This is a genomic window from Pseudomonas sp. fls2-241-R2A-110, from assembly GCF_030209165.1.
Taxonomy (GTDB): Bacteria; Pseudomonadota; Gammaproteobacteria; order Pseudomonadales; family Pseudomonadaceae; genus Aquipseudomonas.
In genome coordinates this window covers 232,781-259,748 of sequence record NZ_JARVSN010000006.1, presented here as the reverse complement: position 1 = coordinate 259,748, position 26,968 = coordinate 232,781, and the positions used below count along the sequence as shown (strand labels likewise).

General features: G+C 60.9%; 24 protein-coding genes and 1 pseudogene. 15 read left to right on the top strand and 10 right to left on the bottom strand.

All coding sequences use genetic code 11. The annotated features are described in order from the left end of the window. Window positions 1-151: 151 nt before the first annotated feature. The 3 genes and pseudogenes from QRN31_RS05365 (at window position 152) to QRN31_RS05355 (ending at window position 2,996) form a co-directional block, all read left to right on the top strand. Window positions 152-1,027 (top strand): alpha/beta fold hydrolase, encoded by an 876-nt coding sequence (locus QRN31_RS05365; protein ID WP_285430651.1) that lies wholly within the window; start codon window positions 152-154, stop codon window positions 1,025-1,027. 57 nt (window positions 1,028-1,084) lie between these two features. Beyond that, a pseudogene (locus tag QRN31_RS05360) lies at window positions 1,085-2,026 on the top strand (cation:dicarboxylate symporter family transporter); the annotation flags it as partial. A 19-nt stretch (window positions 2,027-2,045) separates the two neighbouring features. Further along, window positions 2,046-2,996: a LysR substrate-binding domain-containing protein gene (locus tag QRN31_RS05355; RefSeq protein WP_222587819.1), complete on the top strand. Its 951-nt coding sequence runs from the start codon at window positions 2,046-2,048 to the stop codon at window positions 2,994-2,996. 24 nt (window positions 2,997-3,020) lie between these two features. Here the strand turns inward: QRN31_RS05355 and leuD are convergent, their stop codons facing one another. From leuD to QRN31_RS05330, 5 genes are all read right to left on the bottom strand, one after another. Then, window positions 3,021-3,635: a 3-isopropylmalate dehydratase small subunit gene (gene leuD, locus QRN31_RS05350; protein WP_285430649.1), complete on the bottom strand. Its 615-nt coding sequence runs from the start codon at window positions 3,633-3,635 to the stop codon at window positions 3,021-3,023. Continuing rightward, window positions 3,632-5,053, bottom strand: coding sequence for a 3-isopropylmalate dehydratase large subunit (gene leuC / locus QRN31_RS05345; RefSeq protein WP_285430648.1), 1,422 nt, complete (start codon window positions 5,051-5,053; stop codon window positions 3,632-3,634). Before leuC ends, leuD begins: the two co-directional genes overlap by 4 nt. A 252-nt stretch (window positions 5,054-5,305) precedes the next feature. Further along, on the bottom strand, window positions 5,306-5,818 hold the full coding sequence (locus QRN31_RS05340; protein WP_285430647.1) for a GNAT family N-acetyltransferase: 513 nt from the start codon (window positions 5,816-5,818) through the stop codon (window positions 5,306-5,308). 208 nt (window positions 5,819-6,026) lie between these two features. Further along, a complete protein-coding gene (locus QRN31_RS05335) occupies window positions 6,027-7,352 on the bottom strand; it encodes an ATP-binding protein (protein WP_285430646.1) in 1,326 nt (441 codons plus the stop codon). Next, window positions 7,349-8,029: a response regulator gene (locus QRN31_RS05330; protein ID WP_285430645.1), complete on the bottom strand. Its 681-nt coding sequence runs from the start codon at window positions 8,027-8,029 to the stop codon at window positions 7,349-7,351. The genes QRN31_RS05335 and QRN31_RS05330 overlap by 4 nt, the downstream gene beginning before the upstream one ends. 192 nt (window positions 8,030-8,221) lie before the next feature. Here QRN31_RS05330 and QRN31_RS05325 point away from each other — a divergent pair, with 192 nt between their 5' ends. From QRN31_RS05325 to dsbG, 4 genes are all read left to right on the top strand, one after another. Then, the gene (locus QRN31_RS05325) at window positions 8,222-9,172 is read left to right on the top strand and encodes a tetratricopeptide repeat protein (protein WP_285430644.1); all 951 of its coding nucleotides are present in this window, start codon (window positions 8,222-8,224) and stop codon (window positions 9,170-9,172) included. Window positions 9,173-9,296: 124 nt separating this feature from the next. Next, on the top strand, window positions 9,297-11,039 hold the full coding sequence (dsbD, locus tag QRN31_RS05320) for a protein-disulfide reductase DsbD (protein WP_285430643.1): 1,743 nt from the start codon (window positions 9,297-9,299) through the stop codon (window positions 11,037-11,039). Beyond that, window positions 11,039-11,905: a TlpA disulfide reductase family protein gene (locus QRN31_RS05315; RefSeq protein WP_285430642.1), complete on the top strand. Its 867-nt coding sequence runs from the start codon at window positions 11,039-11,041 to the stop codon at window positions 11,903-11,905. The genes dsbD and QRN31_RS05315 overlap by 1 nt, the downstream gene beginning before the upstream one ends. Then, window positions 11,881-12,651: a thiol:disulfide interchange protein DsbG gene (dsbG, locus tag QRN31_RS05310; RefSeq protein ID WP_285430641.1), complete on the top strand. Its 771-nt coding sequence runs from the start codon at window positions 11,881-11,883 to the stop codon at window positions 12,649-12,651. The genes QRN31_RS05315 and dsbG overlap by 25 nt, the downstream gene beginning before the upstream one ends. Before the next feature lie 48 nt (window positions 12,652-12,699). Here the strand turns inward: dsbG and QRN31_RS05305 are convergent, their stop codons facing one another. From QRN31_RS05305 to QRN31_RS05295, 3 genes are all read right to left on the bottom strand, one after another. Continuing rightward, entirely contained in the window at window positions 12,700-13,512 is an 813-nt protein-coding gene (locus QRN31_RS05305) for an alpha/beta fold hydrolase (protein ID WP_285430639.1), read from the bottom strand. Window positions 13,513-13,704: 192 nt separating this feature from the next. Further along, on the bottom strand, window positions 13,705-14,499 hold the full coding sequence (locus QRN31_RS05300) for a substrate-binding periplasmic protein (protein WP_285430638.1): 795 nt from the start codon (window positions 14,497-14,499) through the stop codon (window positions 13,705-13,707). A 92-nt stretch (window positions 14,500-14,591) separates the two neighbouring features. Next, window positions 14,592-15,218: a TetR/AcrR family transcriptional regulator gene (locus QRN31_RS05295; protein WP_285430636.1), complete on the bottom strand. Its 627-nt coding sequence runs from the start codon at window positions 15,216-15,218 to the stop codon at window positions 14,592-14,594. A gap of 189 nt (window positions 15,219-15,407) precedes the next feature. Between QRN31_RS05295 and QRN31_RS05290 the strand changes: the two genes are divergently transcribed. From QRN31_RS05290 to ppnP, 8 genes are all read left to right on the top strand, one after another. Next, window positions 15,408-17,198 (top strand): acyclic terpene utilization AtuA family protein, encoded by a 1,791-nt coding sequence (locus QRN31_RS05290; RefSeq protein WP_285430634.1) that lies wholly within the window; start codon window positions 15,408-15,410, stop codon window positions 17,196-17,198. A gap of 12 nt (window positions 17,199-17,210) precedes the next feature. Next, window positions 17,211-18,080 (top strand): SDR family oxidoreductase, encoded by an 870-nt coding sequence (locus QRN31_RS05285; protein ID WP_285430633.1) that lies wholly within the window; start codon window positions 17,211-17,213, stop codon window positions 18,078-18,080. Between the two features lie 3 nt (window positions 18,081-18,083). After that, window positions 18,084-19,700: a geranyl-CoA carboxylase subunit beta gene (gene atuC / locus QRN31_RS05280; protein WP_285430631.1), complete on the top strand. Its 1,617-nt coding sequence runs from the start codon at window positions 18,084-18,086 to the stop codon at window positions 19,698-19,700. A gap of 26 nt (window positions 19,701-19,726) precedes the next feature. Continuing rightward, window positions 19,727-20,884: a citronellyl-CoA dehydrogenase gene (atuD, locus tag QRN31_RS05275; RefSeq protein WP_285430630.1), complete on the top strand. Its 1,158-nt coding sequence runs from the start codon at window positions 19,727-19,729 to the stop codon at window positions 20,882-20,884. Beyond that, on the top strand, window positions 20,881-21,678 hold the full coding sequence (locus QRN31_RS05270) for an enoyl-CoA hydratase/isomerase family protein (protein WP_285430628.1): 798 nt from the start codon (window positions 20,881-20,883) through the stop codon (window positions 21,676-21,678). Before atuD ends, QRN31_RS05270 begins: the two co-directional genes overlap by 4 nt. 107 nt (window positions 21,679-21,785) lie before the next feature. Next, window positions 21,786-23,747 carry an acetyl/propionyl/methylcrotonyl-CoA carboxylase subunit alpha gene (locus tag QRN31_RS05265; protein WP_285430626.1) on the top strand — a complete coding sequence of 654 codons (1,962 nt, stop codon included), beginning with the start codon at window positions 21,786-21,788 and terminating at the stop codon, window positions 23,745-23,747. Window positions 23,748-23,818: 71 nt separating this feature from the next. Continuing rightward, a complete protein-coding gene (locus QRN31_RS05260; RefSeq protein ID WP_285430624.1) occupies window positions 23,819-24,367 on the top strand; it encodes a 3'-5' exonuclease in 549 nt (182 codons plus the stop codon). Window positions 24,368-24,428: 61 nt separating this feature from the next. Beyond that, window positions 24,429-24,713 carry a pyrimidine/purine nucleoside phosphorylase gene (gene ppnP / locus QRN31_RS05255; RefSeq protein WP_010461229.1) on the top strand — a complete coding sequence of 95 codons (285 nt, stop codon included), beginning with the start codon at window positions 24,429-24,431 and terminating at the stop codon, window positions 24,711-24,713. 73 nt (window positions 24,714-24,786) lie between these two features. Here ppnP and QRN31_RS05250 read toward each other — a convergent pair whose 3' ends face one another. Next, complete coding sequence (locus tag QRN31_RS05250; protein ID WP_285430622.1) at window positions 24,787-25,593, bottom strand: MOSC domain-containing protein; 807 nt, start codon at window positions 25,591-25,593, stop codon at window positions 24,787-24,789. A 92-nt stretch (window positions 25,594-25,685) separates the two neighbouring features. Then, the gene (locus tag QRN31_RS05245) at window positions 25,686-26,621 is read right to left on the bottom strand and encodes a chemotaxis protein CheV (RefSeq protein WP_131060074.1); all 936 of its coding nucleotides are present in this window, start codon (window positions 26,619-26,621) and stop codon (window positions 25,686-25,688) included. Window positions 26,622-26,968 lie beyond the last annotated feature (347 nt).

The window sequence follows — 26,968 nt, the reverse complement described above, 5'->3', positions numbered from 1 at the left end:
CAAATCATTGTGGGAGCGGGCTTGCCCGCGATGAGGCCATCAGCAACGCCACCGAAACACACTTCATGAACAAGCCCTACACGCTTTGCGCCTTGCCCTGACCGGGCAACACTTCCAGGATGCAGGCAACTACAACAAGGAGTCATTCCCCATGTTCGCCGGATTCCTGAAAGACCAGCGCCACGTCAACGGCGTTGACATCACCTACCGCATCGGCGGCACCGGGCCGGGTTTGCTGTTGCTGCACGGTCACCCGCAAACCCATGTCATCTGGCACAAAATTGCCGAGCAACTGGTCGAGCATTTCACTGTGGTTGCCGCCGACCTACGCGGTTACGGCGACAGCGCTAAACCGCCAGCCGACGATCACCACACACACTATTGCAAACGCGAAATGGCCAAGGACGGCGTCGAGTTGATGCAGTCCCTGGGCTTCGACCAGTTCTCGGTGCTGGCCCACGACCGTGGTGCCCGGGTTGCCCATCGGCTGGCGCTGGATCATCCCGATAACGTGCAACGCATGGTGCTGCTGGATATCGCTCCGACCTTGTCGATGTATGAGCAAACCAACGAAGCCTTTGCCCGCGCCTATTGGCACTGGTTCTTCCTGATCCGCCCGGCGCCGCTGCCGGAAACCCTGATCGAAGCTGATCCTGAAGCCTACTTGCGCAGCGTCATGGGAAGCCGCAGCGCCGGGCTCAAGCCGTTCACGCCTGAAGCCTTCGCCGAATACCTGCGCTGCCTGAAACTGCCGGGCACCGCGCGCGGGATCTGCGAGGATTATCGCGCCAGCGCCAGCATCGATCTGGACCATGACCGCGCCAGCATCGCCGCCGGCCAGTTCCTGCACCTGCCATTGCTGATTCTGTGGGGCGCCGAAGGCACCGTCGGACGTTGTTTCGAGCCGCTGAAGGAATGGCAACTCGTCGCCACCGACGTGCGCGGCAAAGCCCTGCCCGCCGGCCATTACATCGCCGAAGAAGCCCCCGAACTGCTGCTCGCCGAAGTCCTCGGCTTCCTGCGCTGATAGCCGCGACGCACTGATCTGAGTCCACGCCCACCGCGGGCCGTCACTGGCCTGCGCGGGATCGTCGGCCAGGCGCAACACGGCGAAGGCGTGACCGGGTTTCTGTTGCACGTGATTCCGACGACGTTTTTCGAGGCGTTCTCCCAGGGTGAAATCTTGCCAGTGCTGTTCGTTTCGGTGCTGTTCGGCATTGCGCTGGTGATGGTCGGCGAAAAGGGTCGGCCCTTGGTCGGCATCATCAACCAGGCCAGCGAAGTGTTTTTCCGCATCGTCGGCATCATCAGTCGCGTGGCGCCGATCGGTGCATTCGGCGCGATTGCCTTCACCATCGGCAAGTACGGCCTCGGCTCATTGTTGCCGCTGCTGAAACTGATCGGCACGTTCTACCTGACCGCGTTTATCTTCGTCGCCTGTGTGCTGGGCAGCATCGCCCGCTATGCCGGGTTCAGCATTTTTAAATTGCTGGCGTACATCAAGGCTGAGTTGTTGATCGTGCTCGGCACCAGCTCTTCGGAATCGGCGCTGCCGCAGTTGATCCAGAAACTCGAAAGCCTCGGCGCGTCGAAGGGCGTGGTCGGTATCGTGGTGCCGACCGGCTACACGTTCAACCTCGACGGTACGAATATCTATATGACCCTGGCGGTGCTGTTTCTGGCCCAGGCCACCAATATCGACCTGACGCTGGAGCAGCAATTGACCTTGCTGGCGGTGGCGATGCTCACCTCCAAAGGCGCGGGCGCGGTGGTTGGCGCGGGGTTCGTGGCGTTGGCGGCGAGCCTGGCGGTGGTACCAACGGTGCCAGTGGCGGCGATGGTCTTGATCCTCGGCGTGGACCGGTTCATGGCTGAATGCCGATCCCTGACCAATATCATCGGCAACGCGGTGGCAGCGTTGGTGGTGGCGGCGTGGGAAGGTGAACTGGACCGCAGCAAAATGGCGCCGATTGCCCTCAAGCGCGGGCGTCATGCCCGGGCCGCAGCCAAGCTTTGCGCTGAATAGCAACCTCTCCCGCGATGCTATGCTGGCGGCTCATGCCGCCAGTGCTCGTTCTGTCATGACCCTCAAGAAAGACACCGTGCCCCTACCCGAAGACTTGCGCGTTTTACTCACTGTCATCCGCAAAAGCGGTTTCGCCGCCGCTGCCGATGAACTGGGCCTGTCGCCCGCCTACGTCAGCAAGCGCATCCAGATTCTCGAAACCACCCTCGGCACGCGCCTGCTGCATCGCACCAGCCGACGCATCGCACTGACCGAGGACGGTGAGCGGGTTCAGCGTTGGGCGCTGCGCATTCTCGATGACTTCCAGCAACTGCACGACGAACTTTCCGACGCCCACGACAGCCCTCGCGGACGTCTGCATTTATGCAGCACTTTCGGTTTCGGCCGTAACCATGTGGCACCGGCTCTCTCGTTGCTGGCCGAGCGTTATCCGGAACTGGAGATTCGCCTGGACCTGTTCGATCGAGTGGTGGACATCGTCAACGAAGGCTTTGATCTGGAGATCCGTGTCGGCGACGACATTCCCGGCCAGCACATTGGTCGGCATCTGGTGAGCAACCGACGGGTGTTGTGCGCCGCCCCCGCTTACCTGGAACGCCACGGTACGCCGCAGACGCTGGCGGATCTGGAACAGCAGCATTGCCTGGTGATCAAGGAGCGCGACAACGCGTTCGGCATCTGGAACCTGGAACGCGACGGGGTTCAGGACAGTGTGCGGGTCAGCGGGCCGCTGTCGTCCAACAATGGGGAGATTGTCTTGCAGTGGGCATTGGATGGGCGCGGCGTGTTGCTGCGCTCATTGTGGGATGTGAAACCGTTGCTGGAACAAGGGCGGCTGGTCCAGGTACTGCCTGAATACACCCAGAGCGCCAACGTCTGGGCGGTGTACCCGACGCGGTTGGCGTATTCCGGGAAGTTGCGCGCGTGTGTGGAATTTTTGCAGGAGCACTTCAAGGGGTTGTCGGTGTAGTGCTCCCACATTTGGATTTGTGGTTCAGCTTAGCCAGGGGTTGGCCGCCAGGTGACTACGCTCGAAGGCTTTGATTTGCTCGCTACGCTGCAAGGTGGTGCCGATGGCGTCGAGGCCGAGGAGTAACGCGGTTTTGCGCAAAGTGTCGATTTCAAACGGGATGATCTGCCCCGCATGAAGGCGAATCTCCTGAGCGTCCAGATCGACATTGATCAGCGCACTGTCCGGCTCACTGACCACTTGCCCGAGCTGCTGTAACACTGCTTCTTCCAGGGTAATCAACAACACCCCGTTACGCTGGCAGTTGTCATAGAAAATCCCGGCAAAGCTGCTGCCGATCAGCGCCCGAATCCCCATCTGTTTCAAGCCCCAGACCGCATGCTCGCGGCTCGACCCGCAGCCGAAATTCGGCCCGACCACCATGAAGCTCGCGCCCTGCCATGCGGGCTTGTTCAACACGAATTCGGGATTTGGCGAACCGTCCGGCAAAAACCGCAGGTCAAAAAACAACCCCCGATCCAGCCCGGCGCGGTCGATGCCCTTGAGAAACTGCTTGGGCATGATCACGTCGGTGTCGATATTGGCCGCGAGCATCGGGGCTGCATTGCCGGTGACTTGAGTGAATGGTTGCAGGCTCATGCGCGGGCTCCAAAGTGACGGATGTCGGTCAAGCGGCCGGTGATGGCGGCGGCGGCAACCATGGCCGGGCTCATCAAGTGCGTGCGGGCGCCGGCGCCCTGACGGCCTTCGAAATTGCGGTTGGTGCTGGAGGCGCAGCGGTCGCCGGGGGCAAGCACGTCGTCGTTCATCGCCAGGCACATCGAGCAACCGGACTGGCGCCATTCGAAACCGGCCTCGATAAAGATCGCCGCCAACCCCTCGGCTTCGGCCTGATCCCGGACTTCGGTGGAGCCCGGCACGATCATCGCCCGTACATGTTCGGCGACGTGTTTGCCGCGAACCACACTGGCGGCATCGCGCAGGTCTTCGATGCGCGCATTGGTGCACGAGCCGATGAAGGCGTGGCTGATGACGATGTCGCTGAGCGGCATGCCGGCTTCCAGCCCCATATATTTCAGGGCGCGGCGCATGTCCTGGCGCAGGATCAAGTCGCTGACATCTTGCGGATCAGGCACGTGGGCGCCGATGGGCGAGGCCTGGTCCGGGCTGGTGCCCCAGGTGACCATCGGTTCCAGGGCGCTGGCGTCCACTGTCACTTCGCGGTCGAACTGAGCATCCAAGTCGCTGTGCAAGTCCCGCCACTTCTCGACGGCGCGCTCCCACAATTCACCTTTAGGGGCCCGGGGTTTGTCCTTGAGGTAGGCGAATACTTTTTCGTCCGGCGCCATGAAGGCACCTCGGGCCCCGGCCTCCACCGCCATGTTGCAAATGGTCATGCGCGCTTCGACGCTCAAGGCATTGATGGTCGTGCCGCAAAACTCGATGGCGTAGCCGGTGGCCCCGGATGCGCCGATCTGGCCGATCAGCGCCATGATCACATCCTTGGAGGTCAACCCCGGCGCCAGCTCGCCGTCCACCGTCACGCGCATGCTTTTCAGGCGTTTGTAGACCAGGGTCTGGGACGCCAGCAGGTGCTCGATCTCGGAGGTGCCGATGCCGAAACCGAACGCGCCGAGGGCGCCATACGTGGTGGTGTGGCTGTCGCCGGCAGCGATCACCATGCCCGGCAGAATGAAACCCTGCTCAGGCGCAATGACGTGTTCGATGCCTTGGCGTTTGTTGAGGATGTCGATCAATTCGATGCCGAAATCCCGGCAGTTGTCCGCCAGGTACGACACCTGCCTCGCACCACCGGGGTCGGGCATGGCGGCAATGCGCAGCGGTGTGGTGGGGTTGACGTGATCGACCACCGCCAACGCGGTGCCGGCACGCCAGACCCCGCGTCCGGCCTCGCGCAGCCCGCTGAACGCCTGGGGGCTGGTGTATTCGTTGATGACCTGGCGATCGATATACAACAGGACGTGGCCCTGGTCATCGAGGCGACACACCGTGTGGGAATCGATGTGTTTGTCGTAAAGGGTTCTTGCTGAAGTCATGGAGAGGCTCGCTCAGGCTCGCGGGGTTCAGGCGTCTGCGCTCCATCTTAGGGAGTCGGTCCGGCCCATCAATGGCCGGACAGTGATGCCGTGAACCATGTTTCGTGTTGGATCGGCGCAACTGCGCATTCTGAAGTGAATCGATACCCCCTGTGGGAGCGGGCTTGCCCGCGATTGCGGTGGGTCAGCCAGCGTCGATGTCGAATGATAAGGCGCTATCGCGGGCAACCCCGCTCCCACAGGTAATGCCGTTCACTTAAGAATGTTTTGGGGTTGGTTATATAAACGGGGCACCAAAGTCTTGTGCATGGGGATGGCATGGAGGCCTGCCACGGCGAAGGTGTCGGCGCAGGGCCGGTATCCCAGATGGCGGTAAAAGGCCTCGCTGGTGCGGGTGCTGTTGAGTCGGGCCTGGCGTGCGCCCCGTTCGATCAACCAGCCTTCGAGGTCGTGCACCAGCGCCTCTCCGGCACCGCGACGAAACCATTCAGGCTGCACGTAGCAGAACGCAACCTTGCCGTTGATCGCCGCCATCGCGACACCCACCGGTTTGTCCTGCAACAGCGCGATGTTCAGGTAAAACCGTTGATCGGTCAGCCAGGGCTGTATGTGTTCGGTGGTTTTGTTGTGGGTCCACGCGGCAACGGTTCGCGGATCGTTGCGGTGGTCGAGCGCGCAGCCGACGCGAATGGAACGCTCGACGATCCGGCTGATAATGCCGGCGTCGGCGGGGGTTGCCTGACAAATATGCAGGGGTGCATCCATGGCGCTGTACCTCAATCCATTGAGAAAAAGCTGCCGGGGACGATAGCGCCGTTCGAGCCCCGCGACTAATGGAGAGACGTTACTTTTGATGTGCACCCCCCCCTGTGGGAGCGAGCTTGCTCGCGATGGCGGTATATCAGTCACATCAAGTTGGATGTGCAGCCGCTATCGCGAGCAAGCTCGCTCCCACAGGGGATTGGGGTGTTGGTTAGAGCGGTTGCAACGGCATGGTCAGCTCAACGCGCAACCCATCCGGACGGCTGTCGAAATGCAACGTGCAGCCACAGCGCTGGACGATCGCCTGGACGATTGCCAGCCCCAGGCCGCAGCCGGTGCTCTGGCCGTTGCGCCAGAAGCGTTGAGTCAGATGTTGCAAGTCGTCTTCGGCAATGCCCGGGCCGTGATCGCGGACCAGAAAGCGTGCCCGATTGCCGGTGGTTTCCAGGGTCAGCTCCACCGGCCCATCACCCGGGGTATGGCGCAGGGCGTTGTCCAGCAGGTTGCGTAACGCCGCAATCGACAACACGGCCGGCATCTGCACCGGTGCAGCGGAGAACTTCGCCGGCGCCTGGAACTTGATCCGCTGACGATCGCCGCTGGCCGCATCCTGAATCGCCAGTTTCGCCACTTGCTCGGCGCTGCACTGCACACCGTCATCGAACGACAGACTGCCTTCGACGCGCGCCAGCAACAGTAATTGTTCCAGGGTGCGGTGCATGCGGTCGGCGCCCTCTTCGGCCCGGGCCAGAGACTGATCCCGCGCGGCGCCGTCGGTCATGCGTGCCACCTGCAGGTGGGTCTTGATTGCGGTCAGCGGGCTGCGCAATTCATGCGCCGCGTCGCCCGTCAGGCGTCGCTCGCGTTCGATGGTCTTGCCGATGCGCTGGAACAGCTGATTCTGGGTGTCCAGCAGCGGTTGCAGCTCACTGGGCAGCGGCTGGATTTGCAACGGTTCAAGGGAGTCGGCGCTGCGCCGCATCAACGCATCACGCATCCGGTTGAGTGGCGCCAGCCCTTGGCCGATGCCGAGCCAGAGCAGGCACAGGCAGCCGAGCAATGCGACGCCCACCGGCACCGACGCGGCCAGCAGGATCGACATGTTCAGGGCTTCACGCTCGATCTGCCGGTCGGCGGTGGTGATGCGCAGATCACCGCGCGACAGGGTGAAACTGCGCCATGGCGCGCCATCGATCATCTGATCGTGGAAGCCCAGTTTCTCGGCTTCCAGCGTTTGTTGCGGCTCGCTGTGACTGCGGGCGAGGATTTCGCCACGCAAGGAACTGACCTGACAGGCCATGCCGCCGGGGATGTTCAATTGTTCGGCGCTGAAATGCGTCCCCTCGCCCTTGGTCGGTAGCGGCGGCAATTGCTCCATCAGGCCGGCGACCATACGCGCCGACGCCACCAGCCGCTGGTCGAGGGAAAACATCATCTGATTGCGCAAGTCGCTGAGCATCCAGGCCGCCGCCAGGGCCCAGATCAACGCAAAGGCGGCGCCGAGCGTCAGGCTCAGGCGCAAACGCAGACTCATCACTTCGACTCTTCTCCGCCATCGGCCGGCCCCAGGCGATAGCCCAGGCCGCGCACTGTCTCGACAATGCCATTGCCGAGTTTGCGCCGCAGGTGATGGATATGCACGTTGAGGGCGTTACTTTCCAGCTCGTCGTTGAAACCGTAGACGCTGTCCTTGAGTTGTTCGGTGGACAGCACCCGGCCGCGGTTGTGCAGCAAGGCCTGCAACAGCGACTGCTCGCGACGCGAAAGGTCTACCGGCTGACCGCCCAGCATGGTTTCGCGGCTGCTCGGGTCATAAGTCAGGCGGCCGTGTTCGATCAGGTTGACGCTGCGTCCCGCCACTCGCCGCAACAGCGTGTGCAGGCGCGCTGCCAGTTCGCGCAAGTCGAATGGCTTGAGCAGGTAATCGTCGGCACCGGCTTGCAAGCCGTCGACACGGTCGGTGACCGAGTCTCGCGCAGTGAGAATCAGCACCGGAATTTCCAGGCCATGCTGTCGCAACTGCTGCAACAACTTCAGGCCGTCTTCATCAGGCAAGCCAAGGTCGAGCACCATCACGTCGAACTCGGCGACCTTGAGCATGGCCCTGGCGGCGGAGGCTGTGGCGACATGCTCCACGGTCAGACCCTGGGCGGTGAGCCCTGCGACAATGCCGCTGGCGATTAGCTCATCGTCTTCGCAAACCAGTACGTGCATGGTTCTACCTGTGCAAATGCGTTGATTAAAACGGCTACCGATTAACCCGGGATTATGTCGCGGTCAACGATGGCTGTCCCGGCAAGTCGTCACTTCATGGCATGCGGTAACTATGTACCGCACTTCACTTCTCTTCACTCAATAGCCTGTGTCGGGTGGCACCTCAACCCTCCATGAACACAGGAATCAATGATGTATACCCATCCAGATGCACTGACGATGCTGTTCGGTTTTCTCGAAAACCTGACTTTATTAATCAAATCCGTACAAGAGCAGCAAGAAATTGCAAAAAAAAGAGGAATGGAACTGTACAACCTGGGCGAGTTCACCCACGCGGAAGCTTATTTGAAGGTTCCGGCCTGTGCCGGTGATGCTACGGCGCAGTTTGCCTTGGGCGAAGTGTTCAGGCGACAGGACAAAGCCGTGACCGAAGAAGCAAAAAAATGGTACCGGCTCGCCGCCGCCCAGGATCATGTTTACGCCTTGATGCGGCTGGCAGACGAGGCCTCTGTGAAGAAAGCCAAAACGCTGGCTCAGGCAGCAGCCGATGGAGGCAGTGGCGAAGCAATGCTTCAGATGTATGAACTGACCCAGGATATTGACTGGTTGAAAAAATCCGCCGAGGCGAATTTTCAAGAAGGGCAATACATCCTGGCGCTACGGTATGACAAGGATACAACCCTTATTCCAGAAGGCGTCGTTCGTTATGCGGCGGTTAATGATCTGCTTAAAAAAGCTGCCGATGCCGGTTTTCCGAAAGCCATGCTCTGGTACAGCAATCGCAGGCCAGGCAGCAACGACAAAGCCGCAAAGCGCCAATGGCTGGAAAAAAGGGTGCACATCAGCGACGTCAACGCGTTACTCGATTATGGGTACGCGCTCTCCTTTGACTACACAGACGAGGAAGACGCCAATGAATATGGATATGACCGAGACCTTGTGAAAGGTTATGGGTTGATATGGCTAGTGATTGACAGTACTCGTGACTTTTCCCAACTCGATACCGCGATCAGTAATCTTGCGCAAATCGGTGACGACATGACCGCGGCACAAATCGAGTCAGCCTTGACCTTCGCACAGGATTGGAAGCTCACTCATGGTGCCCTGTCCGAATACCGACTGACCTATAACGATGCTCGCTAAATACACAAGCTGAACCGCGGAGCACGTTTGAAATAGCAAGACACACGCTGACGCCTTGCGTTAACACCCGGTTAATCGATGCCCCTCATCGTGATCTGAACCTGTAAATTCCAAGGCGTTGCCGATGCGTGTTTTTTTCCTGTTTGTTTTTGGATTGTTTGCCAGCCTCGCTCAGGCACAGACTGGCAACAATCCATTTGAAACCAAACCCGACTTTCTTCCCGTTGGCAAAGCTTTCATCTTCACGTCCGAACGCCTTGAATCGGGCGAAACACAGCTCTATTGGCAAATCACCGACGGTTATTACCTTTATCAGAAACGTCTGAAATTCGAGGGATTGGCCCCGGAGCAACATCCTGTATTACCCGAAGGCGAATCCCACAGTGACGAGTTCTTTGGTGAGCAACAGGTTTATCGCCAGGGCCTTGAACTGAAGATTCCAGCGGGAGTCACCGGTCAGGTCAAAGTAGGCTTCCAGGGGTGTGCCGACGCGGGCTTGTGTTATCCGCCGCAAACCCAAGTCGTGGATTTGGGCGGCAGCGCTGCCACGGCGACCTTAAGCCAGGCGCCGGATCAAGCCCTGGCCAGTGACCTGCAACAAAGGGCACTGGGCTGGAGCTTGCTGGTGTTCTTCGGATTGGGCCTGCTGCTGGCGTTTACCCCTTGCTCGTTGCCGATGCTGCCGATCCTGGCCGGTTTGATCGTCGGCAGTGGTGCCGCGCCCAAACGCGGGTTTGCCCTGGCGGGCAGTTACGTCGTCAGCATGGCGCTGGTGTATGCCGCGATGGGCGTGCTGGCCGCGATGCTCGGTGCAAACCTTCAGGCGTTATTGCAGAACCCTTGGCTGTTGGGCAGCTTCGCGGCAGTGTTTGTGCTGTTGGCATTGCCGATGTTCGGCTTCTTCGAGTTGCAACTGCCGGTGGCCGTGCGCGATCGACTGGAAAACGTCTCGCGTAATCAGCGTGGGGGCAGCCTGGTCGGCGCTGGCGTGCTGGGGGCCTTGTCCGGTTTGCTGGTTGGCCCGTGCATGACCGCGCCATTGGCCGGTGCCCTGCTCTATATCGCGCAAAGCGGCAACGCGTTGCATGGCGGGCTGATTCTGTTTGCCATGGGCATCGGCATCGGTGTGCCACTGCTGTTGCTGGTGACAGTGGGCAATCGCTTCCTGCCCAAACCCGGCGCCTGGATGAACCTGCTCAAGGGCGTGTTCGGCTTTCTGTTCCTGGCAACAGCGTTGCTGATGTTGCGTCCGGTGCTGGATGAGTCGTTGTGGATCGGCCTGTGCGGTGCGTTGCTGCTGATCGCCGCGTTCAGTGCCTGGAAACAGTCGCAGGGGTTTGGCCGCATTGCCCATTTGTTTGGCGCCAGCTCACTGCTGCTCGGGATCTGGGGTAGCCTGCTGCTGATCGGCGCCGCCGGCGGCAGCGCTGATCTGCTCAAACCGTTGCAGATCTACAGCGCCGCAGCTTCCGGCAACACCACCCGCCCAAGTGGCCACGAGGCGTTCACCACGATCAACAGCCCACAAGTACTGCAACAGGAACTGGATGCCGCCAAGGCCCAGGGCCAATGGGTGCTGCTGGACTACTACGCGGACTGGTGCGTGTCGTGCAAGGTCATGGAAAAAACGGTCTTCGCCAAGGCCAACGTGATGCAAGCCTTGAGTGACGTGCGCTTGCTACGGCTGGACGTGACGGCCGACAATGCCGCCAGCCGCGAACTGCTCGGCCGTTATAAAGTGCCGGGGCCACCGAGTTTCGTGTGGATCGGCGCAGACGGCGAAGAGCGCCGCAGCCAGCGCATCACCGGTGAGGTGGATGCCGACACATTCCTGCAACGCTGGACCACCACCCGAGATGCTCGTTAATGCTGACTTTTACCCTCGGCACTTTTGCCATCGCGCTTAACCATTTGCTGCTGATCAGTGCGCTGGCACTGGCGACCTTTGTCGGCTGGCGAGTGGCCAAGCGCGGCGGCGAGAATCCGGAGTCGGCACTGTTCAGCCTGTTTTTACTCGGCCTGCTGGCAGCAAGGATCTGTTTCGTGGTCGCCTATTGGGCGCAATATCGCAACGACCCGTGGCAGATCATTGACCTGCGTGACGGTGGTTTCCTCGCCTGGCCCGGGGTCTTGGTGCTGTTGCTCACCGCGTTGTATCGCGGCTGGCGACGCCCGGGCTTGCGCCGTCCGCTGGGCTTTGGCGTGGCCAGCGGCCTGGCGTTCTGGCTGCTGGCGACGTTCTCCCTGAGCATTTACGAACAAGGCACCCGCCTGCCGGAAATCGCCCTGCGCAATGCCGCCGGCGAAACCGTGCAACTGGCGGACTATAAGGGTGGTCCGCTGGTCATCAACCTGTGGGCCACTTGGTGTCCGCCCTGCCGTCGGGAAATGCCGGTGCTGGAAAACGCCCAGCAACAGCGCCCGGACCTGACCTTCCTGTTCGTCAATCAGGCCGAAAGCATGCAAAGCGTCAGCACGTTCCTCGAAACCCAGGGCCTGAGCCTGGCCAACGTACTGTTCGATGGCAGCGGTCGATTGGGCCAGGCCGTGGGCTCCATGGCACTGCCGACGACGCTGTTCTATAGCCCGGACGGTCGACTGCTGGGCAGCCATTTGGGCGAACTCTCGCAGGCCAGCCTGGCCCGTGCCCTGGAAAACTTCGACTCCCCTCTTCCTGCCGCCTCGGCCACCCCTTCAAGGAAACTGCCATGCCCCGCCTCCGCCACTTGCTGACGCTGACCCTCGGTGCTGCGTTGCTGCACCTGCCGTCAGTGCAGGCTGCTGAAGAACTGCCTGACGCGATCAAGAAAATCGAAGCCAAGGGCGCCAAGATCGTCGGCCAGTTCGATGCGCCCGATGGTCTGCGTGGTTACGCGGCGCAATACCAGAACCGTGGCATGGCGCTGTACCTGACGCCGGATGGTAAACACGTGCTACTGGGAAGTTTGTACGACGCCGAGGGCAATGACCTGAGCAACGCCCCGTTGCAGAAGCTGGTCTACGCGCCGATGGCCAAGGAAGTCTGGGGAAAAATGGAAGCCAGCAACTGGATCGGTGACGGCGCCAAGGATGCACCGCGTGTCGTCTACCTGTTCAGCGATCCGAACTGCCCTTACTGCAACATGTTCTGGGAACAGGCGCGGCCGTGGGTCAAGGCCGGCAAGGTGCAACTGCGCCATATCATGGTCGGGATCATTCGCGAAGACAGCCCGGGCAAGTCCGCCGCGCTGCTGGCCGCCAAGGACCCGAGCAAGGCGCTGGAAGAGCACGAAAAGTCTGGCAAGGGCAGTTCGCTCAAAGCCCTGAAAGATGTTCCGCCAGGGATTCAGGCCAAGCTCGCGGCCAACATGCAGTTGATGGAAGACCTGGAGCTACAGGCCACCCCGGCGATTTTCTATATGGACGACAAAGGCGAGTTGCAACAACAGCAAGGTGCACCGTCGCCGGACAAATTGGCGAAGATTCTCGGGCCGAAGTGAATTAACTGGCCCATCGCGGGCAAGCCCGCGATGGGCCAGCAAGCTCGACTAATTTCTTTCAGACAGAAACTTCAACAAAGCCTCAGTCACAAACTGCGGATTCTCCAGATTGGAGATATGCCCGGCCTCCGGCACCAGCACATAAGGGCAACCGATCAACTCGGCCATTTCCTTCGTTTCGCTCGGTGGCCGCGGTTTGTCCTGATCACCGCACATCACCAGCGTGGTCTCGGCATTCAGCTCGCCCAGACGCGGCAACAGGTCATCACGTCCAAACGTAATTCGCCCCATCGGCACGATGCTTTCACGCAGACGCTGCGGCGGTAGCGCCGCCAGCATCGCGCGAAACGCCTGATACAGCGCCGACTGTGGATCGATCCCTGGACGGAAGAAGATCGGCACCACGATATCGAGCAGTTGTGGGGCAATCACGCCGGTGTCTTCGATCTGTTTGAACAGCGAGAAATAGTATTGGCGAGTCGGTTGCGGTTCGACACCGACATAGGTGTCCATCAGCACCAGGCCGTTGATTCGCTGTGGCGCCGAGAGCGCCAGACGCACGCCCCACATGCCACCGACCGACAGGCCGACCAGCGTGACACGCTCCAGGTGCAGATGATCGAGCAGGGCCAAGGCCTGACGCGCGATGTCATCCAATGACTGTGTGCCTTCGGGAAGAGGACCGGACTCACCGTGGCCCCACAGGTCCAGGGCAATCACCCGATAGTGTTGCGACAAGGCAGCAATCTGCGGCGCCCACATGGCTTGGTCCCACAGGTAACTGCCGGCCAGCAGAACGGCCGGGCCGGTGCCTTGATCGATGTAATGAAGGGCTTGTCCGTCAACCGTGGCGAAAGGCATTGACTGTCTCCTCTATGAAAACTGGAGCGGGAAGACTGTGCCGCCAGCGTTCCGCAGTCAACCTTGTGGTGCTTGCGCAGCCCTCATCGCGAGCAAGCTCGCTCCCACACGAGTCCTGCGAACACAGATCCATGGCGGCAGCGGGGCAGGAAATTTAAGCAACGCGCGAAATACGCGACCTGTGGCGTGTTTTCAGCTTCCTGGAACTGGCACCACGGCGATCTTGTACGGATCGAAAATCTTCAGCATTTGGCCATTGTCCCGCAGCCTTTTCAGCAATTTGCCGAACGCTTCGCCACTGATGGGGGCGGCCGGGCTGAGGATGGCGTAGTGGTGATACACCTGATCGATGCGCTGGGACACCAGCAACTGGTCGGCGACTTTCTCGTTGCGCAGCAGGTAATCGCTCAGGTAGGAGCGCGTCACCAGGGCAATGTCCGCCCGCCCGCGCAGCACCATCAGCAGGTTGCTGTCGTGGGAATAGGTCAGCGTGGCGTTGTAGTTTTGCGCGAGAAATTTCGGTTCGGCATTGAAGTTGGCGAACTCGTAGTGATAGCCGCTGAACAGCGCCAGACGTTTGCCGGTGAGATCGGCAAAATAGTTTTGCTGGCGATCAGGCTGGCGTTGCGCGACAAAAATTTCGGCGTCTTCAAGCCCCATGTCGACACTGGTGTGGGGAATGTCCTTCCAGCCCCAGTCGGGGTTCTCGAAAATCGCCATGTCGACCCGGCCTTGCTTGAAATCACCGAATCGCCGGGGAATCGACGTCGGTACCAGGACGAACTGATAGTCGCTCTGCAACCGGTTCAAGGCTTCCGCCAATTGCGGGAGCAGGCCCGTGTCGGCACCGGATTCGGGGCGCACGGTATAGGGTGGAAAATGGGCGGCACCGATCCGCACCAATTGCGCAGCCTGGGACGGCAATACGCATAACGCTGCAAGCGATGCCAGCAAAAGCCGCGAGGCCATCCTGATTGGCGAAGACATCAAAACAACCCACTCCCCAAAAATACGCATCAATGCATTCAAACTAGGCGGTTTCGGCCACTTAGCCAGTTTCCTGCGGCCTCAGAACAAACTTAATGTTTTTCTTCGAGTACAAGAATCAGTGCTTCATCGGCCAATTGATCGAGGCTCATGCTGCCATCGGCACGAAACCAGGTGGTGGTCCAGGACAATGCACCCGTCAGGAAGCGACGCGTAATGAACACATCCCCACGGATAAAACCGGCGTCCTTGGCTTCCCCCAGCACCTGCAGCCAAAGCGCTTCATAGATGTCACGCAAGGCCAGCACTTGCGCCTGCCCGTCTTCGGAAAGCGAACGCCATTCATACACCAACACCGCCATCGCCTCACCACTGCCGCCCATGATCGACTGCAATTCGCAGCGAATCAGCGCCAATACCCGTTCGCGCACGTTGCTCGCCTCCGCCAGGGCTGCGCGCATCAACGCGGTGTTGTAGCGGATAGTCTCCTCCATCACCGCCCGCAGGATTTCGTCCTTGCTTTTGAAGTGATGAAAAATACTGCCCGACTGAATGCCCACGGCGCCGGCCAGATCGCGCACGGTGGTGCGTTCATAACCTTTGTTGCGAAACAGGTGAGCCGCCACTTGCAGCAGTTTGCCGCGGGCGCTGTCCGGGTCGGTCAATTGGCCGCTGTCTACCAATTCGCGCATGACCCTCAGGGCTTTTTGCTCGTCCACCCGTTCTCTCCTACAGTCGATCAATCAGAGGCGCCGCTCGCCGCTAAAACAGCGGGATGCGCGGGCAATTTAAGCTGGCAACGGCTACCAAGCAAGCGCTCGGGGAGAAGATATTTCAGCCGTTTACAAACCAAGCGCTTGCTTGGTAGTCTCGATGCACTTCTGTCGGAGAGGGTTATGGAATTGACTGTGCCTAAAACGATTCGCATCGGCTGCGCCAGCGCGTTCTGGGGCGACACCTCGACCGCCGCCGCGCAACTGGTGGAAGGTGGGCGTCTGGACTATCTGGTCTTCGACTATTTAGCCGAGATAACGATGTCGATCATGGCCGGCGCACGGATGAAAGACCCGCAGGCAGGCTATGCAGGTGACTTCATCGAAGTCCTCAGTCCGCTGCTGGGGCAACTCGCCGAACAACAGATCCGTGTCATCAGCAACGCTGGCGGGGTCAACCCGCAAGCCTGCGCCGCCGCCCTGCAATCAGCGTGCGACAAAGCCGGCGTGGCGCTGAAAATCGCCGTGCTGCTGGGCGATGACTTGCAACCGCAGTTCAAACAGCTGAGCAGCCTTGGCGCCCAGGAGATGTTCAGCGGCGCGCCCTTGCCACCGATGTGCGTCTCGACCAACGCCTACCTCGGCGCACCGGGTATCGTCGAAGCCCTGCGCCTGGGTGCCGACATCGTCATCACCGGACGCGTGGTCGACAGCGCGGTGGTCAGCGCCGCGCTGGTGCATGAATTCGGCTGGTCCTGGCATGACTACGACAAGCTGGCCCAAGCCGCCCTGGCCGGGCACATCATCGAATGCGGCGCCCAATGCACCGGCGGCAATTTTACCGATTGGCGTGACGTGCCCGATTACGAACACATCGGTTTCCCCATCGTCGAGGTTAGCGCCGACAGCCAATTTATCGTCAGCAAACCCGAAGGCTCCGGCGGACTGGTCACGCCGCTGACCGTCGGCGAACAGATGCTGTATGAAATCGGCAACCCGCAGGCCTACCTTTTGCCGGACGTGGTCTGCGATTTCACTGAAGTCAAACTGGTGCAACAAGGCATAAACGCGGTTCAGGTGCACGGCGCAAAAGGCCTGCCGTCCCCCGATCAGTACAAGGTCAGCGCCACGTACCCGGACGGGTTCCGTTGCACCGCCAGTTGCCTGATCGCGGGGATCGACGCGGTCGACAAGGCCCGTCGAGTCAGCGAGGCGATCATCAACAAGACCTCGGAAATCTTCAGCCAGCGCGGCTGGGCGCCCTACAGCGAAGTGAACATCGAGCTGCTCGGCAGCGAAGCCACCTACGGCCCGCACGGCCAGCGCCAGGACAGTCGCGAAGTGGTGATCAAGCTCGCCGTGCGCCATCCGAGCAAACAAGCCTTGATTGTGTTCTCCCGGGAAATCGCCCAGGCCGCGACGGGCATGGCGCCGGGGTTGACCGGCATTGTCGGGGGCCGCCCGACGGTGTATCCGCTGATCCGGCTGTTCTCGTTCCTCATCGACAAAACTGCGTGCACGTTGGAGATTGATCTCAAGGGGCAACGCCACCCGTGCGCCCTGCCCGCCGTCGATGTGCTCGACCCGGCTGACCTGCCCGTGCCGTTCGATCCGCCACAACCCACTGGCCGCGCCGATGCCAGCGTGGCGCTGATCAAACTCGCCGTGGCCCGCTCGGGTGACAAAGGCAATCACAGCAACATCGGCGTCATGGCCCGCGAGCCCGAGTATCTGCCGTGGATCGCCGAAGCCCTGACGCCTGAAGTGATGGTCGATTGGATGAGCCACGTCCTCGACCCGATTCACGGACGCGTCGAACGCTGGTATTTGCCCGGCACCCACAGCTTCAATTTTCTTCTGGAGAACGCGCTCGGCGGCGGTGGCGTGGCCAGCCTGCGCATCGATCCGCAAGGCAAGGCATTCGCCCAGCAGCTGTTGGAGATCCAGATTCCGGTGCCCCAGCGCATCGCCGACCAGGTCAACTAGAGGACTGTCGCCATGGCTTACGATTCGATTTTCAGAGCCGATCTGTTTTCCGGCCAAACCATCATCGTCACCGGCGGCGGCAGTGGCATCGGCCGTTGCACCGCCCACGAACTGGCGGCCCTCGGCGCGCATGTGTTGTTGGTCGGACGCAAGGCCGACAAGTTGAAAAGCGCCGCTGCCGAGATAGCCGAAGACGGCGGCACGGCGGACTGGGCCATCTGCGACATTCGCGAGGAAGAAGCGGTCACGCACCTGGTCAGCGAGTTGATTCGCAAGCACGGGCCGATTCATGGCCTGGTCAACAATGCCGGCGGGCAATACCCCTCGCCGCTGGCCTCGATCAATCAGAAAGGTTTTGAAACCGTGATGCGCACTAACCTGGTGGGCGGCTTCCTGATGGCCCGGGAGGTGTTCAATCAATCCATGAGCAAGCACGGCGGCGCCATCGTCAACATGCTCGCCGACATGTGGGGCGGCATGCCCGGCATGGGCCACTCGGGCGCGGCGCGTTCGGGCATGGACAACCTGACCAAGACCGCCGCCTTCGAATGGGGTTACGCCGGGGTGCGGGTCAACGCCGTGGCGCCGGGCTGGATCGCTTCCAGCGGCATGGACACTTACGAGGGCGCGTTCAAAGCGGTGATTCCGACCCTGCGCGAACACGTGCCGCTCAAACGCATCGGCACGGAATCGGAAGTGAGCGCGGCGATTGTTTTCCTGCTGAGCCCGGCCGCCGCGTTCATCAGCGGCAGCACCTTGCGTATCGACGGCGCGGCGAGCCTGGGCGGCCGTGCGTGGCCGATTCACAAGGCCACCAACAGTGTGTCGTACAACGGTTTCCACCGCGCGTACTTACCCGAAGTGCTCAAGGATAAGGAATAAGCCATGCCGGTGATCCAGTCTCAGGTCGACCCGCTCAGTGAACAGTTCGCCCACAACCGAACCGCGATGCTGGCCGGCATCGAGCAGGTCCGACAGCTTGAGCAAAACCTGCTGAACAAAGCAGCCGAAGCCAAAGACAAGTTCGACAAGCGCGGCCAGTTGCTGCCCCGTGAGCGCCTCAATCTACTGCTCGACCCTGGCGCGCCGTTCCTCGAACTGGCGAGCCTGGCCGGCTATAAACTGCACGACGACAAGGACGGCAGCTCGGCCGGTGGCGGTCTGATTGCCGGCATCGGCTACGTCTCCGGCGTGCGGGTGCTGGTGGTGGCGAACAACAGCGCGATCAAGGGCGGGACCATTTCCCCCAGCGGTTTGAAAAAATCCCTGCGCCTGCAGCAGATCGCCATGGAAAACAAACTGCCGGTCATCACCCTCGCCGAGAGCGGCGGCGCCAACCTCAATTACGCGGCAGAGATTTTCGTTGAAGGCGCGCGCACTTTTGCCAATCAGGCGCGAATGTCAGCCATGGGCCTGCCGCAGATCACCGTGGTCCACGGCTCGGCCACGGCGGGCGGTGCTTACCAGCCAGGCCTCTCGGATTACGTGGTGGTGGTGCGGGGCAAAGCCAAGCTGTTTCTGGCCGGCCCGCCGCTGCTCAAGGCCGCCACCGGCGAGGTCGCGACCGACGAAGAATTGGGGGGCGCCGAGATGCACGCGCAAACCGCCGGTACTGCCGAATACCTGGCCGAGAACGACGCCGATGGCGTGCGCCAGGTACGCGAAATCGTCAGCCTGCTGTCGTGGAACGCGCGCTTGCCCGCCGCGCCCGCCCGGTATTGGGAAGACCCGCTCTACCCTATCGACGAACTGCTCGGGCTGATTCCCGACGACCCGAAAAAACCCTATGACGTGCGCGAAATCATCGCGCGAATTGCCGACGCTTCGAACTTCCTCGAGTTCAAGAGCGAATTCGATCAGCAGACCGTTTGCGGTCACTTGCACATTCAGGGACGCGCCTGCGGATTCATCGGCAACAACGGCCCGATCACGCCCAGGGGGGCGAGCAAGGCGGCGCAGTTCATTCAGCTCTGTGACCAGAGCCAGACACCGCTGCTGTTTTTCCACAACACCACCGGGTTCATGGTCGGCACCGAATCGGAACAGCAAGGCGTGATCAAGCATGGCGCGAAGATGATTCAAGCGGTGGCCAACGCCCGAGTGCCCAAGCTGACCATTGTCGTCGGCGGCTCCTACGGCGCCGGCAACTACGCGATGTGCGGCCGTGGTCTCGACCCGCGCTTCATCTTCGCCTGGCCCAACAGCCGCACGGCGGTGATGGGCGGTGCCCAGGCCGGCAAAGTGCTGCGCATCGTCACCGAGGCCAAGCAGCTCAAGGACGGTCTGGTGCCCGACCCGAAAATGCTCGACATGCTGGAGCAGGTCACCGCGCAGAAACTCGACAGCCAGTCCACGGCACTTTATGCCAGCGCCAATCTGTGGGACGACGGTTTGATCGATCCGCGCGATACCCGCACGTTGCTCGGGTATCTGCTGGACATCTGTCATGACGCTGACGTACGGCCGCTGCAAACCAACAGTTTTGGCGTCGCGAGATTCTGATCGCAGGTCACAGGAGAACAATAAGAATGATCTTCACCCAGGAACACGAAGCACTGCGTCGCACCGTCCGCCAGTTCGTCGATCATGAGATCAACCCGCACGTCGATGAATGGGAAAAGGCCGGGCGCTTCCCGATTCACGAGATCTTCCGCAAGGCCGGTGACCTCGGATTGCTGGGGATTTCCAAACCGGAAAAGTTTGGCGGCATGGGCCTCGACTACAGCTATTCGATCGTTGCGGCCGAAGAGTTCGGCACCATCCACTGCGGCGGGATTCCGATGTCCATCGGCGTGCAAACCGACATGTGCACACCGGCCCTCGCCCGCTTCGGCTCCGATGAATTGCGCGAAGAGTTCCTGCGCCCGGCGATTACCGGCGAACAGGTTGGCTGCATCGGCGTCTCCGAAGTCGGCGCCGGTTCCGACGTGGCCGGGTTGAAAACGACCGCCCGCAAGGACGGCGACGACTACGTGATCAACGGCAGCAAAATGTGGATCACCAACTCGCCGAGCGCCGACTTCATCTGTTTGCTGGCCAACACCTCGGACGACAAACCGCACGTCAACAAGTCGCTGATCATGGTGCCGATGAACACCCCGGGCATCAGCCTCAGCTCGCACCTGGACAAGCTCGGCATGCGCAGTTCGGAAACCGCCCAGGTGTTTTTCGACAATGTGCGCGTGCCGCAGCGCAACCGCATCGGTCACGAAGGTGCGGGGTTCATGATGCAGATGCTGCAGTTCCAGGAAGAACGCCTGTTCGGTGCGGCGAACATGATCAAGGGCCTGGAATACTGCGTCGACAGCACCATCGAGTATTGCAAGGAACGCAAGACGTTCGGCAGCGCGCTGATCGATAACCAGGTCATTCACTTCCGCCTCGCCGAACTGCAAACCGAAATCGAATGCTTGCGCGCACTGGTCTACCAGGCCACCGAGCAATACATCAAAGGCCAGGACGTCACGCGCCTGGCGTCGATGGCCAAACTCAAGGCCGGGCGCCTGGGCCGCGAGGTCAGCGACAGCTGCCTGCAATATTGGGGCGGCATGGGCTTCATGTGGGACAACCCGGTGGCCCGCGCCTACCGTGACGTGCGGCTGGTGTCGATTGGCGGCGGCGCCGACGAAATCATGCTGGGGATCATCTGCAAACTCATGGGCATCCTGCCGGGGAAAAAGAAATGAGCGCCCTGCCTGCTTGTCAGACCTTGCTGCTGGAATCACACAACGGCGTGCTGCACATCACCCTCAATCGTCCGGACAGCCGCAACGCCATGAGCTTGCAGATGGTCGACGAACTGCGCGCGGTGCTGGCGACGGTGCACGATGATCGAGCGGTTCGCGCAGTGGTAATCGGTGGTGCCGGCGGGCATTTTTGCGCCGGTGGCGACATCAAGGACATGGCCAATGCTCGCACTCATGGGGCAAGCGCCTATCGCGACTTGAACAGAGCCTTCGGTGCGCTGCTGCAAGCGGTGCAACACGCGCCGCAAGTGGTCATCACCGTGCTGCAAGGCGCGGTGCTCGGCGGTGGATTGGGCCTGGCGTGCGTTAGCGACATTGCCCTGGCCGATCACAACGCGCAATTCGGCCTGCCGGAAACCAGCCTGGGTCTGCTGCCGGCGCAGATTGCGCCGTTCGTGGTCCAGCGCATCGGCTTGACCCATGCACGTCGACTGGCGCTGACGGCGGCGCGGTTCGATGGCACCCAGGCGCGCCGCATGGGGCTGGTGCATTTCGTCGAGCATGACGCACAAGCCTTGGCCGAGCGTCTCGATGAAGTGCTCGCCCATGTGCTGTGCTGCGCGCCGGGGGCGAATGCGACGACGAAAAAGCTATTGCTGGCGAGCGCCGGCCAGCCATCCGATGCGTTGTTGGACGAAGCGGCTGAGTGGTTCAGCGAAGCGGTGACTGGCGCGGAAGGGGTCGAGGGGACGATGGCGTTCGTGCAAAAACGCAAACCGGGGTGGGCTTCTTAAAAGCATCGCACGCAAGCCAGTTCCCACATTGCAATGCATTCCCTGTGGGAGCGAGCCTGCTCGCGATGAGGCCATAACTGTCACCGCACAACTTGAGAGAAGATCCAATGCCCGCCCTCAAAAAAATCCTGATCGCCAACCGTGGTGAAATCGCCTGCCGCATCCAGCGCACGGCCCAAGCCCTGGGCTACCGCACCGTCGCTGTCTTCAGCGATGCCGACGCTGACGCCCTGCACGTACAAATGGCCGACCAGGCCGTCAACATCGGCCCGGCCCCGGTGCAGCAGTCCTACCTGAACATCCCGGCCATCCTCGACGCCGCCCGCCGCACCGGTGCCGACGCGATTCACCCCGGCTATGGTTTTCTTTCCGAAAACGCCGAATTCGCCCGCGCCTGCCAACGCGCCGGCATCACCTTCATCGGCCCCAGCCCCGAAGCCATTGAGCTGATGGGCAGCAAGCGCCTGTCGAAGCTCGCCATGCTCGCGGCCGGCGTACCCTGCATCAACGGCTATCAAGGCCCTGAACAGGACGATGCGACCTTGACCCGCGAAGCCGGGCGCATCGGTTACCCGCTGATGATCAAGGCCAGCGCCGGGGGTGGCGGACGCGGCATGCGCCTGGTGCACAGCGCTGGGGACCTGCTGGAACAATTGCGAACCGCGCGCTCCGAGGCCCTGCACGGGTTTGGCAGCGACGAGCTGATCCTCGAACAAGCGCTGATCGATCCACGGCATGTCGAAGTGCAAGTGTTCGGCGACCAACACGGTCACTTGATCCACCTCGGCGAGCGCGACTGCTCGATCCAGCGGCGCCATCAAAAAGTCATCGAAGAAGCGCCCTGCCCGGTCATGACCACCGAATTGCGTCAGGCCATGGGCGACGCGGCGCTCAAGGCTGGGCGCGCAGTCAATTACATCGGCGCCGGTACCGTGGAGTTCCTGCTGGATGCGCGCGGGCAGTTTTATTTCCTGGAGATGAACACCCGGCTGCAAGTGGAGCATCCGGTCACCGAATTGATCACCGGCCTGGACCTCGTGGCTTGGCAGTTGCACGTCGCCGAAGGCTTGCCTCTGCCATTGCGACAAGAGCAGGTGCCACTCAACGGGCATGCCATGGAAGTGCGCATGTACGCCGAAGATCCGGCGCAGGGTTTTGTGCCGCAAACCGGTCGGATCGAGGCCTGGGAACTTGCGTTGCAGGACGGTGTGCGCATCGATCATGGCTTGATCGAAGGCCAGGCCATCAGCCCGTTCTATGACCCTATGCTCGGCAAAATCATCGCCCATGGTGCTACCCGCGAAGAGGCCCGGCGCAAGTTGCTGCGGGCAGTACAGGACAGCGTGTTGCTGGGGGTGCAAAGCAATCAGCGTTTACTCGCCAGTTTGCTGCAACACCCGCAGTTCATCAGCGGCGAGTTCAGCACCGGGTTCATCCCGAGCTTTTTCGCCGACCACCCTTGCCTGCATCCGCACGTTCCGGGCGCTGAAGAACTGGCCATTGCTGCCGCGCTGTTCTATCACGCCTCGGCGCAGACCTACATCGCCCCGCTGGCCGGCTGGCGCAACAACGCCAGTGTGCCCCTGCACTATCGCATCGGCGTGGAAGATCAGGACTGGCAGGTGGAACTGAACGCTCTGCCTGACCAACCTTACAGGTTGACGGTCGGTCCTCGAACCCTCCACTTGAAGGTCATCCAGTGCGACGGGCGCTGGGCAACGCTGGACATCGATGGCATTCGCCAACGCTATGCCTACCGTCTCGACGCGGGTCAACTGTGGCTGTCCACCCGTCCCGGCAGCCTGCGGCTGATCGATCGGACCCAGGCGCTGGTCAGCGCTCAGGCCAGCGTCAGCAGCGGTACCCTGAAGGCACCGATGGACGGGGCGATCGTCGATGTATTGGTCAGTGAAGGCAGCCCGGTCAGCAAAGGTCAGCTGCTGGTGGTGCTCGAAGCAATGAAAATGGAGCATCCGCTCAAGTCAGGCATCGACGGAGTGCTCAAGCGCTTGCAGGTCCGGGTCGGCGATCAGGTTAAAAATCGTCAGATTTTGTTGGAGGTCGAATAAGCCGCTAGGCGGATCCGTCGGGTTTGGCTACGCTCAAGTCCTATCAGGACGCGGATACCAGGAACCCTGCGATGCCTCATTGGCTGGTAATCGATCTGGAAGCCACCACCGATGACGGTGGATGGCCTGTTACAGAAATGGAAATCATCGAAATCGGTGCCACCCTCGTCGACCGTAAAGGGCGCGAAGTGGATTTTTTCCAGTGCTTCGTTCGACCGTTGAAGCGGCCGTTGCTGACGCCGTTTTGCCGGGAGCTGACCCATATCACTCAGGCCAATGTCGACGCAGCGCAGACGCTGAGCGAGGTATGGCCGTCGTTCGAGCAATGGCTGGAGCAACATCAGTCGATTCTGGAGGGCTGGGCCAGTTGGGGCGACTACGATCGCAAGCAACTGCTGCAAGAGTGGCAGCGTCTGCAACTGGACAGTGCTCTGGGCAGCGTGCCGCACATGAATCTCAAACAGCGCTTTGCCAAGGCCCGACGCCTGGAGCGTCCGCTGGGACTCAACGCCGCATTGCAACTGGCGGGCATGCAGTTCAATGGCCAACAGCACCGGGCACTGGAAGATGCGCGCAATACAGCGCGTTTGTTGCCGCAGGTTCTCCCCCTCGAGAGGTGACGGCGTTCGAGGCCTTGTGCATACTGGCCAGCCCTTTTTAGCCCTTTTCGAGGAATCGCCCATGTTTAAAGTCAACGAGTACTTCGACGGCACCGTCAAGTCGATCGCCTTTGGCACCGCTGAAGGTCCTGCGACCATCGGCGTCATGGCTCCGGGCGAATACGAATTCGGCACCAGCCAGCGTGAAATCATGCACGTGGTGACCGGCGCCCTGACCGTCAAACTGCCTGACAGCACCGATTGGGAAACCTTCGCCGCCGGCAGCCAGTTCAACGTGCCCGCCAACAGCAAGTTCCAGCTGAAAGTAGCCGTCGACACCGCTTACCTGTGCGAATACCGCGGCTAAAACCCCGGGTTTTCACCGCAACAAAAAAATGCCCGCGTCCTTTTGGGACGCGGGCATTTTTGTTCAGGGTGGTTTATTCCAGGATCGTCACCGGCATACCGACTTCAAGTTGGCCGTTGCTGTCGTTGACCAGATTCTGGCCGAACATCGCGCCATCGGCCTCGGCACGGTATTTCTGCAAGGTGGCCAAGGGTTCGCGATCTTCGCTGCGTTCACCGGTTTGCGGGTCGATAGTGGTCAGAATGCAGCGCGCGCAAGACTTGACCACACGGAACTCGACATCGCCGATGCGCAGACGCTTCCAGCCATCCTCGGCATACGCCTCGCTGCCCTCGATCACCAGGTTGGGCCGAAAGCGCAGCATTTCCAGCGGGCGCCCGACCTTTTGCGACAAGTCCTCCAGGGACGCCTGGCCGATCAGCAACAGCGGGAAGCCATCGGCGAACGCGACCTGATCATCGTCCTTGCCGTAACCCGATTGGGTCGTTCGCGCGCGATCAAGCGGCACTTGCACCAGACGCGTCGGTTTACCGATGAATTCACTGACCCAGGCCGCCGCCTCAACGCCGGCATCCGGCACGCGCAAGGTGTCGCGCCAGATCGTCACGCCACGCAGTTCCGCGTCGCTGGCAGGCAATGCGATGTCGATGGATGTTCGGCCTGGGGCGCTGAGGGTCAAGCCGCCGTCGGCGTTCCACAACGCCGATAACTGACTCATCTGCGCCACGGCACGCTGGGTCAGAAAGCGCCCGCTGGCCTCGTCCACCAGCATCCAGCGCCGATCACCGTGCAACCCCAGTTTATCGAGGCCGATCGATTGCAGGCTCTCGCCCTTGCCGGATTTCAATGGATAACGGTAAAGCGCGCTCAGACGCAACATGGCCAGCTCCCTGGTGGACAAAAAACGCCACCCTATACGAGCTTGATCGCCGAATCAAAGGCTGGCATCAGCGCCAGCCTGTCGGGCTGTAATCAGGCAGGGACTTCGTCGAGCATCAGACGCTGGCGCACCACGTCAACGAGTTTGTCCGGCTGGAACTTGGAGAGGAAATTGTCACAGCCGACCTTCTTCACCATCGAGTCGTTGAAGCTGCCCGACAACGAAGTGTGCAACACAACGTAAAGGCCACGCAGACGCGGGTCGTTGCGGATTTCGGTGGTGAGGCGATAGCCGTCCATTTCCGGCATTTCTGCGTCGGTGAACACCATCAACAGTTTGTCGGTCATGGACACGCCTGTATCGGCCCATGCCTTGAGCATATTCAGCGCCTTCAAGCCGTCACTGGCGATGTGCATCTTCACGCCCAACTGACCCAGCGTATCGCGCAATTGCGACAGGGCCACATTGGAGTCGTCCACCAACAGCACTTCACGACCACGGGCGCGTTCCAGCACCGGGTCGTCGAGTTTTTCACGGGAGACCTTGGCGTTGTACGGCACGATTTCAGCCAGCACTTTTTCGACGTCGATGATTTCCACCAACTGGTCATCGACTTTACTGATGGCCGTCAGGTAATGCTGGCGGCCGGCGCTGGTCGGAGGTGGCAGGATCGCTTCCCAGTTCATGTTGACGATGCGGTCCACGCCACCCACCAGGAACGCCTGTACCGAGCGATTGTATTCGGTGACGATAATCGTGCTGGTCGGGCTAGGCACCAGTGGACGCATGCCGATGGCCTGGGACAAGTCGATCACCGGCAACGTCTGGCCCCGCAGATTGACCACGCCACAGACAAACGGATGGCGCTGCGGCATCAGCGTCAGTTTTGGCAGTTGCAACACTTCCTGCACCTTAAAGACGTTAATGGCGAACAATTGCCGGCCGGCCAACCGGAACATGAGAATTTCCAGGCGATTCTCACCCACTAGTTGTGTGCGTTGGTCTACCGTGTCGAGAATGCCGGCCATCAATGACTCCTGGGCTTGTTCTGATGAATTCACTAAAGGGAGTTATCGGCTGTTATCGCCGGATCTTGACCCCAAGACAAAATGCCACGAACGAACATTGATGTCACATTAACATCATGCTTTACTGGCTACGTGACTTCATCTGCTACATTCCCCTGCGGCGCGACCTCGGTTTGCACGTTAGGTTCCCAAGCGTAAGGGATTCCCCTAGTAACAATCAGGCCCAACCTGATGTTCGCAATATCCAATAGCCATTAATGTGACGCCATTCTCATTGCATGAACGGAGTCAGGCTTTTGTGTGCGATCGCAGGTAAGTGGCCATCCACCCTCTCGAGTTCCCCAGCC